Origin of the sequence: Pseudomonas asplenii (genome assembly GCF_001293465.1) — a bacterium.
Taxonomy (GTDB): Bacteria; Pseudomonadota; Gammaproteobacteria; order Pseudomonadales; family Pseudomonadaceae; genus Aquipseudomonas; species Aquipseudomonas fuscovaginae_B.
Window position 1 is genome coordinate 78,017 of sequence record NZ_JSYZ01000004.1, and the last position, 13,666, is coordinate 91,682.

Here is a 13,666-nt window from a genome sequence, read left to right on the forward strand (position 1 = left end):
GCCCGCTCGCCCCACGGCAAAAGCCGAAACGCTTGATCGATTTGAATGTTGCGGTGCTCTTATGGGCGATTTCCGGCCAAGCCCGGCGTCTACAATTGCCCCTGCGGCGTCCTTTGCAGTATCTCTCCGGTCAGTTTCTCCAGTTCCCTGCCCTGCTCTTCACGCCAGGCCTTGAGCTGGTCGCCCATCTGCGCCTCCAGTTCGATATCGATGAATTCATGCCACGCCGGGTCCTGGCGACTGGTACGCCGGGCATCGAGCGCCTGCACCACCGCCTGGTGCCGGCTGTTGATCGCCTCGAAGCGCTCGGGATAGCGGGCCTTGAGATGGTCACTCCAGAACTCGCGCGCGGCCATCGAGCGGAGGTAGTCCGGGCTCTTCTCCCGTTCGAGCACCTTGAGATAGGCGGCATCCAGCGCCGGCTGCGGCACCCCGGCCAACTCGGTGAAGGTCATATGGGCGGGCTGTCCCGGCAGGCCGAGTCGGCTGGCCAGGCCGATCCGGTAGGCCAGCCGGACTTCCAGCGGGTCGACATGGACGCCCGGTTTCTGCAGGCGTGCCTCGACATCGACCTGCGCCAGGGCCTCGATCTCGTCCAGGCGCCACAGTCCCCTGGCCAGTTTCAGCAGGTTCGTCTCGGTGAGCGTCGGGCTGTCGCCAGCCATGACCCTGGCCTGGAAGACCAGGGTACGCACCTCCATGTCACTGAAGATCAGTTCCGCACCGTCGGAACAGGTCTGTGGCTGGGACGCGGTAACGAACAGCTCCTCGCGCAGATCGGTGTACTGGCTGGCCGCATCCAGCACCTGCCAGACCCGCCTGCTCAGGGCCTCACGCGCCTCGCGGTACTCGGCCGTGGCCGTCAGGTCGGCCAGCAGGCGGAAGAAATCCCCCGCGCCCTGCTCGCGGAACAGGGCTCGCCATTGCTGCTCTTTCAACATCTTCTGCCCCCGGGACAAGCCCACGGTCCAGCGGTCGTAGGCCTGCAGAGAGGGCGTCCGGTGAATGGCGTGGACGCGGCGCCTGGCCGGCGTATCGACGCCGAAGTTGATCCCGGTCTGCTGTTCGTAACGCTGCAGGCGCTCCATCTGCCCGGTCGACAGCCGCGGGTTGTCGTGCAGATGAATCACCCGGTTGATGGCGACCGGATTGGCGTAGACCGACTCGGGAATCGTCACGATCAGGTTGTCGCGCAGGTCCAGCATCTGCAAGCGGTGCAACAGGCCCAGGCCCGTGGGCCACTCCTCGATGTGGGTATGGCGCAACAGCAGGTGTTCCAACGCGGGCATGCCGCTGACATCCGGGGGCAATACCAGCGGATTGTCCGAGAGGTTCAGGAACTTGAGCCTGGTCAACCCGGCAAGGACACTGCGGGCCTGGGTATTCATCACGATCTGGTTGCCTGGCAGATGCAGATGCACCAGTTCGGACATTTCCGCCAACGCTGCCGGCAAGCCATCGAGGTGATTGAACCCCATCGACAACCAGCGCAACTGCCGAAAGTTCGTCAGAAACGACAGCTCGCTACTGCTGAGGCCCATGTCGTTCATGAACAGAAACCCCACATGACTGAAATCGGCGGTGAGCGGCGGCAGGTCGCCGACGCGCATGCCCAGCAGGTCCAACTCATGGAAATGGCGTCCGCCCAGCAGGTTGCGTGGTGACTGCCGCCGCCAGCAGGCCAGGATCGCCTCGGCCACCCGTTGCTTGTTATCGGTGACCACGGGCGCCACCTGCAGGCTGCCGCGCACCCGGCGCCAGGTCTGGCGCTGTACCCAGCGGTCCAGTGTGGCGGACAAGGCTTCATATTCCTCGCGCCGCCGCTCGAGCTCGATCAGGCAGGCCGGTTCGGAAAGATCGAGCGACGTGATGAACGTTCTCACTTCATCGGCGGAAAAACCCGGGTACAGGTCCCGTACCCGCTGGCTCAGGCGTTCGGAGTGACCGACAACGGCACCAACGTCGCTCAGCGGGTAGCCGATACGTCCCGAGGCCAGGCGCATCGGCGGCTTGAAGTGCTGACTGTACGGCGCCAGGCCCAGGATGCGCTGGCCGCTCTGCGAATCGACGGTGACCCGGCGGACAATCTGGTCCCGAAGCCAGGTGCCATTGACCGTCGCTCCAGAGCCGAGGCTCTCGCGCGCCGATTGCGGCAAGGCCAGCGCCAGGGCGTCGAAGATATCCTGTGCCGTCCCCAGGATCAGCCCTTCGCCATCGAGGGCCGTGTATTGGTGACCGACCTTGAGCAGCACACGAAGGGTCGTGGCCTGCGCCGCGCCCACGGCCTCGACCGCCTCACTGATGATCCGCTGCCGGCGTAGCTCCAGGCGCAGGTTCTTCGGCCAACCGGGCAGCAATTCAAGAGCATGCAACGCCAGGCGATCGGCCTGGGGCTCTTCATTGCTGGCCAGATACCAGCTTTCACAGACCCGATTGAGCCTGAGCTGCTTGAGGTACCAGCGAATCTCCTCGACCAGACGCAACGGAATCCGTTCGCCCATCTGCTCCAGCTCGGCACCGCTGGCCTGGCTGATCAGTTCCTCGGCGACGCTCCTGGGCAGCCCGGGAAAACTGTCGAGCATGCGCCTTTCGAGCGCGTTGTCGGTCATTTCGCTGACCTCATACAAGGTATCGAACAACCACTGCCGACGCTGGGCCGCGGCCTGTCGAAGGCGTAACGCCAGTACCCTGGCACGTTCGGCCCGGTCCGGCAGGGTGCTGCCCAGCAGCTCCAGGCGTTCGGTTTCGCTCAGCATGCCCAGGGACAGGTTCAGCGTATCGCCCGACTTGAGTTGCGATTCGCTGACCTGCAACGACGAGAATTGCTCCGACGTGCGCAGGCCGTACTCTTGCAGTATGTCGCCCTCGGCATTGAACAGATGGATAACATGGTTTTCCGGCCAACCCGGCAGTGATGTCAATAGCCGGAGCTGCATATCGCCCTGCTCCAGGGTCCGTATCCGGGCACCCGGCGCATCGGCGATGAACTGCTCGATGGCCTGGTCGATTCGGAAACGCTTGAGGGTATCGAGCAACAACGCTGGCGGGCGCTGGTTGTCCACCAGGCTGCGGCGCAGGGCGGGCACCTCGCGGCCGTGCAACTGCCGGACCTGCTGCAGGATCCGCTCGCCCAGCCCGGCAACCGGCCGCCCCAGGCGCTGGAACAGTTGCATCACCGACCACTGCGCCGGCCGTGCATGCAGTGTCTGCCAGGTACCCATGCCATTGTGCCGCAGGGCCGGGGAATGGAAGGCCTCACCGCCTGGATGTTCGATTCGCCAGCACAGGCGCTGGCGGTCATAGCCCACCACGTAGAGCTTGCCCTCCAGGGGCAGGTAATGATTGCCCTCGAACGGATAGAGCCCGGTTTCGTCGGGCATCGTGCCCTCCGGCAGCCGGATGCCCCGCTCGTAGGGCGCCAGGTCGGGGTTCCACAAGCGGGTGCGTCCGCCGACCTCGACCGGAATCAGCGAGTCGACCAGAGGTGATACCTTGATCGACTTGAACAGCGCCCGGCCACCACCGATGACCAGTGCTCCGGCCGCGAACAGCGCGACATTCTCCGCCACATCCATCAGGTAACCGAGGGCTTCGTGCCTTTGCCCCAGGTGCCAGGCCTCCAGCCCGTTATAGACGTCCGTGACCAGTTGCACCACGGTCGCCGCCAGGATCACCTCGCCGATCACCGGCACGAACGACAGGGCCAGGGTCAGCAGGCTCAGCCCGGCCTGGAGGTAGGCATCCAGCCTGGCCTGTCGCACCCGGGCATCGACATCGGCCGTGGCCACCACCAACTGCCGTGCATGAGCCTTGATCTGCTGGTAGCGCTGCTGCTGCAGGCTCTCGAACAGGTCACCCTCGATCGGGATTTCACTCAATGTTACGTGGCGCGGCAGGATGCCCATCGGCGGCCGACCGTAGCGCCTGAGCGCGATTCGACCGTGGATGGTGGCGAGGAAACGCAAGCGTTGCTCCTCGGCGATGAAACGGCTGAAAAAACGCCGGTAGTCGGGGGACTGCAGCTTGAGGGCCAGGTCCTGCTCAAGGGAGAAGAAGCTGCTGTAGCGCTTGAGGGGCGCCTGGGGATCCCCCGGAATATAGGCGATGCAAGGGGCGACCGTGTCACTCGAGAGTTGCGCCCCGATCACTACCCAGCCGAAGGACTCGATGTCGAACAGGTTCATCCGGCTGCAATGAACCCTGGCCCCTTCCAGCTTCAGGTCGGTTTCTCCGTTGGCCAGGCGTATCAACAGATCATGCACCGACGAGGTGATCGCCCCTTTCATGCAGGCGATATCGGCGCTGACCCTCAGCGCACGCTTGTCATAGTCGAGAAAACGCCGATTGACCGAGCCCGGAGCGCGGTCGGCGGGTTTGAAGACATCGTCGATATGCGCCTGGTAATGCCTGCCGAGATCCAGGCCGCGGCAGATTCCGGCGAAGATCTCCGGCGCGAGCACCGTTCGCCGGCCGGGTATGCGGCCGGGCAGCCTGATGATACCCCTGCCCCTGAGCGCGCCCGGCTCGGTCTCGCCAGCCTCGAAATTCTGCAGGGCGGCGCCCAGCAGCGTCTGGCGCTGTACGAAGGAATAGAGCCTGCTTTCGAAGATACTCAGCAGGTAGGTCGCGTCGATCCTGATGAACTCGGTGCGATCCACCTCCAGGGCGGTATTGAGATGCTTCTCCAGGGCCGTGAGCAATAGCGGTCGGCAGAACTGCTCGATACCCTGCAACTGTGCGAGGATCTGTTGCACTTCATGCCTGGAGGTTTCCAGCGCCAGCAGGTGCTCGCGAAACGACTGGCGCATGGCCGCACCGGCCTGGTACAGCCAACCGGGTATCTTTTCCCTGACCGTATCGAAATGCACCCCCAACTCTGCCGGCGCAGCACTGTCGACCGTGGAACCTGTTTCTGCCATGAGCCTCGTCCTGAAAATCCATTGAAGGTTCCAGCGTATTGACGGGGCGACGACAGGGAGGGGTATTTATCGCTGGCCCCCTGGCCGCTGGCGACAGGAGGCGCCAGCGGCCAGGGAGCGGAGGGGTTACCAGAAACGCTGGCGGGTCAGGCGATTCCAGCCGTTGAGCAGCACCCGCTCGAACGAGGCGCTGGCGGCCAGGCCGACACGCTCCTGCAGGCTCTTGCGCTCGGCATAGTGCAGATGGAACAGTTCGGCGCTCTTGGCGCGTTCGGCCAGGTATTCGTCACTGGTGCGCAGTTCGTCGACCAGTTGCTTGTCCAGCGCGGCAATGCCCAGCCAGACCTCGCCGGTGGCCACGTCGTCGATCGCCAGTTGCGGGCGATAACGGGCGACGAAGTTCTTGAACAGTTGATGGGTGATGTCCAGATCCTGCTGGAACTTCTCCCGGCCCTTGTCGGTGTTCTCGCCGAACACCGTCAGGGTGCGCTTGTATTCGCCAGCGGTCAGCACCTCGAAGTCGATGTCGTGCTTCTTCAGCAGCTTGTTGACGTTGGGCAGTTGCGCCACCACGCCGATGGAACCGAGGACGGCGAACGGCGCGCTGATGATCTTGTCGCCAATGCACGCCATCATGTAGCCACCACTGGCCGCCACCTTGTCGATGCACACGGTCAGGGGCACCCCGGCCTGGCGGATACGCGCCAGTTGCGAGGAGGCCAGGCCGTAGCTGTGGACCATGCCGCCGCCGCTTTCCAGGCGCAGCACCACTTCGTCCTTCGGCGTGGCCAGGCTGAGCAACGCGGTGATTTCATGGCGCAGGCTCTCGGTGGCACTGGCTTTGACGTCACCCTCGAAGTCCAGCACGAATACCCGGGACTTGGCCTGGGGCTGTTTCTTCTGTTTCTTCTGTTTCTTGTCGTCCTTGCCCTGTTCCTTGCGCAGCGCCTTGAGCTGCTCCTTGTCCAGCAGTGTCTGCTCCAGGCGTTCGCGCAGGCCCTTGTAGAATTCGTTCAGCTTGCTGACCTGCAACTGGCCCGCGGACCGGCGCCGGCCCTTGCTGCGCAACGAAGCCGCGACCACCAGCACCACGATGATCGCGATGACCAGGGTGACGGTCTTGGCCAGAAAACTGGCGTATTCGGAGAGAAACTCCACGATAGCTCCTTAAAAAATCCAGACAGCCCCGGTTCCGGCGGCTTGACGCCCCAAGCATACCGTCGGGACAGCCCTGCGGCCAGCCGCCGTCACCGCGCGATACAAGTCTCTAACAGACATTTCAAACGAGCGTATGTTTTTTCATTGACAGGCTTCCGGCATCCTCATAACCTCGCCAGAACATCAACGTACCGGGATGACGCGGACGTGGGCAGCATCTATCTGATTCGACATGGCCAGGCTTCCTTCGGCGCGGACGACTACGACGTCCTCTCGCCGACCGGCGTGCGCCAGGCGCAAGTCCTCGGCCAGCACCTGGCCGAGCTGGGCCTGAGTTTCGATCGTTGCCTGGCCGGCGACCTGCGTCGCCAGCAGCACACTGCGGAGCTGGCCCTGGAGCAGTTCGCCCGGGTCGGCATGCCGGTGCCGCCGCTGGAGATCGATGCCGCCTTCAACGAGTTCGATGCCGACGCGGTGATCCGCGCGCTGCTGCCGGCCATGCTGCCGGACGAACCCGAGGCCCTGCATATCCTGCGCAACGCCGCGCAGAACCGTGGCGAGTTCCAGCGCATCTTCGCCCGGATCATCGAACGCTGGCTCGACGGCAGCCACGACCCGGCGGGCCTGGAAAGCTGGCTGGGTTTCGTCGAGCGGGTCAATGGCGGCCTGCAGCGGATCCTGGAACGCGCCGACAACACTCAGAAGATTGCCGTGTTCACCTCCGGCGGGACCATCACCGCCCTGCTCCACCTGATCACCCAAGTTCCCGCCAGGCAAGCTTTCGAGCTTAACTGGCAGATCGTCAACACCTCGCTCAACCAGCTCAAGTTCCGTGGTCGCGAGGTGGCCCTGGCTTCCTTCAACAGTCAGACCCACTTGCAACTGCTGAAGGCGCCGGAACTCATCACCTTCCGCTGAGTACCGGCCAACCGTGACCCTTGGGGTCGCTGTAATCACCTATAAAAGGATCGAACCATGACCGCTGTAGCCAAAGCCGTAGAAGCGATGAAAGCCAAGTTCAACTCGAAAGCCGCTACCGGCCTGGACGTTGTCTTCGGTTTCCGTATCGATGAAACCCAGCACTTCTCGCTGATCGTCAAGGATGAAACCTGCGAACTGAAGGAAGGCGAGAACCCGGACGCCAATGTGACCCTGGTGACCGACAGCGAAACCATGCAGGGCATCGTCAACGGCGACACCGACGGCATGCAGGCTTTCATGAGCGGCAAGCTGCGCGTCGAAGGCGACATGATGCTGTCGATGAAGCTGAGCGAGCTGTTCCCGGCCTGATACCGGCAGCGTACCGTTTGAACGCAAAAGCCAGGGATTTCCCTGGCTTTTTGCGTTTTACCGCCCCGACATTCGCCGATCAGTTGCTGGCGAGCTTGTCGTCCTTCTTCACCGTCTCTTCCAGCGAGAAGCGGCCCAGCGGGTTCTGCTGGAAGTTCTCGATGTTCCTGCGCGAGATGTTGATGTAGGGGCTGTAGTACAGGTCGATCCAGTTGACATCGGCCTTGGCCATCTTCTGCAGGTCGACGTACATCTGCTGGCGCTTGGCCGGATCGCTCTCTATACGTGCCGCCGCCACCAGTTCCTTGACCTTCTCGTTGCGGTAGCCGGTCATGTAGTTGTTGTTGGTGTCGTGACCGAGGACGAAGGTGGTCTTCTGGTCGGCATCGAGGATGTCGTTGGTCCAGTACATCACCGACAGGTCATAGGCGCCGTCGATCAGCATCTGCCAGCTCTGGGTCGGGTCGACCTTCTGCAGGTTGGCGGTGACGCCGACCTTGGCCAGTTGCTGCTGGACCATGACCGCGATCTGCTCGTCCGCCTCGTTGCCGGCGTTGACCACATAGTTGAGCTTGAGGTCCTTGACGCCCGCCTCGGCCAGCAGCTTTTTCGCCTTCTCGGGGTCATACGGGCGCTGCAGGTTGTCCGCGTAGTGGTACTGGCCGCCCTTGGGGATGTAGGAATAGGCCACGGTGCCCTTGCCGAAGGTCACGGTATTGACCAGCGATTTCTTGTCGATGGCGTAGTCCAGCGCCTCACGCACCTGCTGCTTGGCCAGATCGCCGTGGGCGTGGTTGATCAGCAGGTGGTCCTCACGGGTCGACGGATCGAGGTGAACCACCAGGTTCTTGTCTTTCTGCAGGGCATCGACCCGCGAGAACGGCACGAAAATCGCCGAATCCAGCTCACCGGCCTGGACCTTCAGCATCCGCGTGTTGTCATCCGGAATGGAGATCCACTCCACGCCATCCAGGCTGACGTTGGCGGCCTGCCAGAAGTCCGGGTTCTTCTCCAGCACCACGCGATCGCCACGGATCCATTCCTTGACGGCGAAAGCCCCGGAGACCACCGGTTTCTCCGCATAGGCGTCTTCGCCCATCGTCTCGATGGCCTTCTGCGACAGCACCGAGGCGGTCGGCGAAGCCAATTGCGAAACGAAGGGGGTCGATGGGGTCTTGAGGGTCACCACCAGGGTCTGCGGGTCCCTGGCTTCGGCCTTGTCGATCAGCTTGAACGAATCGCTCCACAGCGAGGCCTTGTTGTCACGGATGCGCAGCAGGCTGAAGGCCGCATCGCCGGCGGTGATCGGCGAACCGTCGGAGAACTTCGCCGCGCGCAGCTTGAAGGTGTAGGTCAGACCATCCGGCGAGACCGACCAGGACTGCGCCAGGCCGGGCTGCAGTTCGGTGCCGGCCTTGTCGACCCGCACCAGGGTGTCGTAGACGTTGGCGAACACCCAGGTATCGCGGTTCTGCGCACTCTTGATGGGATCGAAGGTGGTGCTGTCCTCCCGGCAACCGATGGTCAGCACGCCCGCGGCCTGCGCCACGCCCGCCGCCAGCGAGCAGACGGCCAGGGCGGCCGCGCTCAACAGTCTGAAGTGCCTGGATCTCATGCGTATAACTCCCTGTTAATCGAGGTTGGGGTTGGGGTTTGCGACAACGGTTGCTCGAGCACGCAGCTGTAACGCTGGTGTTCGAGCTGATGGGTGGGCGGCCGGGCCTCGGCACAGGCGGGCCGGGCCTGCCGGCAGCGCGGATGAAAGGCGCAACCGCTCGGGGCCTGCAGCGGGCTCGGCGGCTCGCCGGGCAAGGGTTCGACGGGCAGGCGGCGTTCGGGGTCGATATCGGGGATCGAGTCGATCAGGGCCGCGGTATACGGATGGCGCGGCGCGCCGAACACCGCCTCGACATTGCCCTGCTCGACGATCTGCCCCAGGTACATCACCGCCACCCGGTCGCACAGGCGCCGGACGATCGCCAGGTCGTGGGCGATGAACAGGATCGACAGATTCAGGCGCTGGCGCAGCTCCAGCAGCAGGTTGACGATCTGCCCCTGGATCGACACATCGAGCGCCGCCAGGCATTCGTCGGCGACGATAAGCCGCGGTTCCACCGCCAGGGCCCGGGCAATGCCGACCCGCTGGCACTGCCCGCCACTGAGGCTGCCCGGCTTGCGCCCGGCCAGCTCGGGGCGCAGGCCGACCAGCTCAAGCAATTCCTCGACCCGCGCGGCGATCCTCGCGGGCGCCACCTTGCGCTGTACCCGCAGCACTTCGGCGAGGGTCTCGCCGATGCTCAGGCGCGGATTGAGCGCGGCATAAGGGTCCTGGAAGATCATCGCGGTCTCGCGACGCAGTCGCTCCAGCTCGATGGCACCGCCCCGGGCGACGTCGACACCGTCGAACAGCACCTGGCCAGAGGCGATATCGTTCAGGCGCAGGATCGCCCGGCCAAGGCTGCTCTTGCCGCTGCCGGACTCACCGACCAGACCCAGGGTCTCCCCCGCCGCCAGGCTCAGGGACACGCCATTGACCGCCCTCACCCATTGCCGCCGCAGGCCCAGCAGGCCGCGGCCCTGGGCGGCGAAGCGCACGTGCAGGTCCTTGACTTCGAGCAGGCTCATGGCTGACCTCCGACCCGCAACGGATAATGACAGGCGACCCGTTGCCCCTGGTCGAGGGCCCGCAGGTCCGGCAAGGTTTCACGGCAGTCGGCCGCGGCTTGCTGGCAGCGCGGATTGAAACGGCAACCCGCCGGCAGGTCGGCGAGCAACGGCGGCTGGCCGCCAATGGTGCGCAACGGCTCCTGGCTGGCGCCACCGGCCGGCTGGCAGGCCACCAACCCGGCGGTATAGGGATGCCGCGGGTACGCCAGCAGGTCCTGCTTGCGCCCATGCTCACAGAGGCGACCGGCATACATCACGGCGATCGAGTCGCAGGTCTGCGCCACCACACCCAGGTCGTGGGTGATCATGATCAGCGACAGGCCGCGCTGATCGCGCAAGTCCAGCAGCAGCCGCAGGATCTGCGCCTGCACCGTCACATCGAGGGCGGTGGTCGGCTCGTCGGCGATCAGCACCTTCGGCTCGCAACCGAGAGCCACGGCGATCATCGCCCGCTGGCGCATGCCACCGGAAAACTCGTGGGGGTAGTTGTCGACCCGGCGCTGCGGGTCGGGAATACCCACCTGGCGCAGCACCTCGATGGCCTGGGCCCGGGCCTCGCGGCGCGAGCACTGCTGGTGCTGGCGGATGCCTTCGGCGATCTGCTCGCCGATACGCATCAACGGATCGAGATGGCTGCCGGGGTTCTGGAACACCATGCCGATCTGCCGACCACGCATGGCCCGCATGCCCTTTTCGTCCAGCGCCAGCAGGTTCTGCCCGGCCAGGCGCACGGCCTTGCCCTCGACACTCAGGCTGCCGGACGGCAACAGGCGCATCAGCGCCCGACAGGCCATGGTCTTGCCCGAACCGCTTTCCCCGACCAGGCCGAGGATCTCGCCCTCGCCCAGGTCGAAGGACAGACGGTCGACCAGGGTCAGGGGTACCGGGCCATTGTGGGCCACCACGCTGAGCTCCTGTACCTGCAACACCGGCGCACGACTCATGTCCGCTCCCCCATGGCTTCGGCGACACCGTCGGCCAGCAGGCTGAAGCCCATGGCGAGGGTGACGATGGCAATCCCCGGAAACGTGCAGATCCACCAGGCGCTGGTGATCAGGCTCTGCCCTTCGGCGACCATGGTGCCCCACTCCGCCGTCGGCGGCTGCACCCCCAGGCCGAGATAACTCACCGCCGCACCGTTGAGCAGCACCAGCACTGCATCGGACATGGCGAACACCACCGAACTGAACAGCGCATTGGGTAACAGGTGGCGGAACAGGATGCGCCCATGGCCGAAGCCCAGGCTCCTGGCCGCCAGGGCGAAATCGCTGTGCTTGAGGATCAGGATCTGCGAGCGGATCAGCCGTGCATAGGACACCCAGCCGACCAGGGCCATGGCGATGTAGAAGCTGGTGAGGCCCGGGCCGAGGATCGCCATGATCGCCAGCATCAGCACCAGGAACGGAAAGGCCAGGACGATATCGATCAGGCGCATGCAGAGGGTATCGAAGCGACCCCCGATGTAGCCGCACAGGGCGCCGACCACGGTGCCGATCAGGAACGGGAAGACCACCCCCAGCACCGCCAGTTGCAGGTCGACCCGGGCCCCCCAGATCACCCGCGACAGCACGTCGCGGCCGAAGTGATCGGTGCCGAACCAGTGCGCCGCGCTCGGCCCCAGCAGGCGTACCTCGGTGTCCTGCAGGATCGGATCGTAGGGCGCGATCCATGGCGCGAAAAGCGCGAGCAGCAGCCAGCCACCGAGAATCGCCAGGCCCAGGACCATCGCCAGCCGGCCGTTGCCCAGCCGCAGGCCGAGCAGGTTGCGCCGCAGTGTCATCGTCTGTGCGCTGCTCATCGGACGTTCACCCGCGGGTCGATCGCCACCGTGGCCACGTCGGCCAGGAAGTTCACCGCCACTGTCGCCAGGGCGAGGACCATCGCCACCCCCTGCACCACCATGTAGTCACGGCCGAAAATGCCGCGCACCAGCAACTGGCCGATACCGGGGATGGCGAACAGGCTCTCCACCACCACCGTGCTGCTGATCAGCCAGCCGATGTTCACCGCCAGCAGGTTGACCGTCGGCACTAGGGAATTGGGCAGCACATGCCGACGCAGGATCGCCGCTTCGGACAGGCCGCGGGCGCGGGCGGCGGTGACATGATCGGCCTGCAGTTCGGCCAGCATGCTGGCACGCAGGTTGCGGATCAGCACCGAGGACAGCGCCAGGGCGATGGTCAGGCACGGCAGCGTCAGATGGTGCAGCTTGTCCAGCCAGGTGCGCCCGTAGCCGGTCACCGGGAACCAGCCCAGTTGCACGCTGAACACCAGGATCAGCATGATGCCCAGCCAGAACGCCGGCACCCCCAGGCCACTGGTGGTGAACACCCGCACCAGGTTGTCGGCCCAGCCGCCCTTGTGCCGCGCCGCCAGGGTCGCCAGCGGGATGGCGATCAACAGCGCCAGCAGCACACTGCCCAGCACCAGGGTCAGTGTCGGCTCGATACGGCTGGCAATCAGCTTGAGCGTATCGACCCGATACTGGATCGACTGCCCCAGGTCGCCCTGCAACAGGTTCCGGAGGAAATAGAAGTACTGCAGTGGCAATGGCTGGTCGAGGCCGAACTGCGCCCGGACATTGGCCAGGGCCTGCGGCGTGGTGCGCGAGCCCAGCAGGGCCCGCGCCGGATCGCCGGGAATCGAGCGGATCAGCACGAAGGTCACCAGGCTGATACCGAACAGCACCGGCAGCAGCTGCAGCGGCCGGGTCAGGATGAAACGGTAGCGCTGCAGGTTCATGCAGCGCCCCGGTGACGCCGCAGGAAGTCGAGCAGGACCGGGAAGTAGGCCTGGGGCTCCTCGTAGAACGGCATGTGGCTGCTGTTGGGGAAGACATGCAGCTCGACATCGCGCAGCGACCGCTTCATCCGGTAGGCGCAGGCCGGGGTCAGTTCATCGTGCTGGCCGGTGGTGATCAGCACCGGCATCTCGAAGGCCTTCATTTCCTCGATGCGGTTCCAGTCCTTGAGGTTGCCGACATACAGGAACTCGTTGGGCCCCTGCATGGTTTCGTAGGGTCCCATGTTCCAGTCGCCCAGCGAGCGCTGCACCGGTGCCGGCCACTCGTCGAGACGGCACACATGGCGGTAGTTGAGCAAGGTGATCGCCGCCTGGTACTGCGGGTGGTCGAACCGCCCTTCGGCTTCATGGCGCTGCATCATCGCCACGGTCTCGTTGCCCAGGGCGCTGCGCAGGCGCTCCAGTTCCAGGGTCAGGTGGGGGATGTCGCCGACGGTGTTTTCCAGCACCAGGCTCTTGAGGTGGCCGGGATGGTGGATCGCATACTCGATCGCCAGCCAGCCGCCCCAGGAATGCCCGAGCAGGTGCACCCGCCCCAGTTCCAGGGCCTGGCGCACGTGTTCCACCTCGGCGACGTAACGGGTGATATCCCACAGCGCCGGGTCGGTCGGCCGGTCGGAGGCACCCGTGCCCAACTGGTCGAACGCCACCACCCGCAGGCCCTTTTCCTTCAGCCAGCCATGGGCGTCGCGCAGATAGTCGCACGGCAGGCCGGGGCCGCCGTTGAGGCACAGCAGCACGTCGTCGCCGCTGCCGAAGCTGTAGGCCACGATGCTGTGACCATCGACTTCAAGGGTGTAACGCTGATCCGGTTCCAGCTCGTACCACAT

General features: G+C 64.8%; 10 protein-coding genes. 2 read left to right on the top strand and 8 right to left on the bottom strand.

Annotated features, from left to right (window positions below):
* Positions 1 to 89 precede the first annotated feature (89 nt).
* Positions 90 to 4,919 carry an NEL-type E3 ubiquitin ligase domain-containing protein gene (locus PF66_RS06920; RefSeq protein WP_054062243.1) on the bottom strand — a complete coding sequence of 1,610 codons (4,830 nt, stop codon included), beginning with the start codon at positions 4,917 to 4,919 and terminating at the stop codon, positions 90 to 92.
* Between the two features lie 126 nt (positions 4,920 to 5,045).
* Positions 5,046 to 6,077 carry a protease SohB gene (gene sohB / locus PF66_RS06925; RefSeq protein ID WP_054058171.1) on the bottom strand — a complete coding sequence of 344 codons (1,032 nt, stop codon included), beginning with the start codon at positions 6,075 to 6,077 and terminating at the stop codon, positions 5,046 to 5,048.
* 207 nt (positions 6,078 to 6,284) lie between these two features.
* Between sohB and PF66_RS06930 the strand changes: the two genes are divergently transcribed.
* Positions 6,285 to 6,995: a histidine phosphatase family protein gene (locus PF66_RS06930; protein ID WP_054062244.1), complete on the top strand. Its 711-nt coding sequence runs from the start codon at positions 6,285 to 6,287 to the stop codon at positions 6,993 to 6,995.
* A 57-nt stretch (positions 6,996 to 7,052) separates the two neighbouring features.
* Complete coding sequence (locus tag PF66_RS06935; protein WP_054062245.1) at positions 7,053 to 7,367, top strand: SCP2 sterol-binding domain-containing protein; 315 nt, start codon at positions 7,053 to 7,055, stop codon at positions 7,365 to 7,367.
* Between the two features lie 79 nt (positions 7,368 to 7,446).
* Here PF66_RS06935 and PF66_RS06940 read toward each other — a convergent pair whose 3' ends face one another.
* From PF66_RS06940 to PF66_RS06965, 6 genes are read right to left on the bottom strand one after another with little or no spacing between them, the layout of a single operon-like run.
* Positions 7,447 to 8,982: an ABC transporter substrate-binding protein gene (locus PF66_RS06940; RefSeq protein ID WP_054062246.1), complete on the bottom strand. Its 1,536-nt coding sequence runs from the start codon at positions 8,980 to 8,982 to the stop codon at positions 7,447 to 7,449.
* Positions 8,979 to 9,992 (bottom strand): ABC transporter ATP-binding protein, encoded by a 1,014-nt coding sequence (locus PF66_RS06945; RefSeq protein WP_054062247.1) that lies wholly within the window; start codon positions 9,990 to 9,992, stop codon positions 8,979 to 8,981. Before PF66_RS06945 ends, PF66_RS06940 begins: the two co-directional genes overlap by 4 nt.
* Positions 9,989 to 10,978, bottom strand: coding sequence for an ABC transporter ATP-binding protein (locus tag PF66_RS06950; RefSeq protein ID WP_054062248.1), 990 nt, complete (start codon positions 10,976 to 10,978; stop codon positions 9,989 to 9,991). Before PF66_RS06950 ends, PF66_RS06945 begins: the two co-directional genes overlap by 4 nt.
* Complete coding sequence (locus tag PF66_RS06955; RefSeq protein ID WP_054062249.1) at positions 10,975 to 11,832, bottom strand: ABC transporter permease; 858 nt, start codon at positions 11,830 to 11,832, stop codon at positions 10,975 to 10,977. Before PF66_RS06955 ends, PF66_RS06950 begins: the two co-directional genes overlap by 4 nt.
* On the bottom strand, positions 11,829 to 12,776 hold the full coding sequence (locus PF66_RS06960) for an ABC transporter permease (RefSeq protein ID WP_054058942.1): 948 nt from the start codon (positions 12,774 to 12,776) through the stop codon (positions 11,829 to 11,831). Before PF66_RS06960 ends, PF66_RS06955 begins: the two co-directional genes overlap by 4 nt.
* Positions 12,773 to 13,666, bottom strand: coding sequence for a proline iminopeptidase-family hydrolase (locus PF66_RS06965; protein WP_054058943.1), 894 nt, complete (start codon positions 13,664 to 13,666; stop codon positions 12,773 to 12,775). The genes PF66_RS06960 and PF66_RS06965 overlap by 4 nt, the downstream gene beginning before the upstream one ends.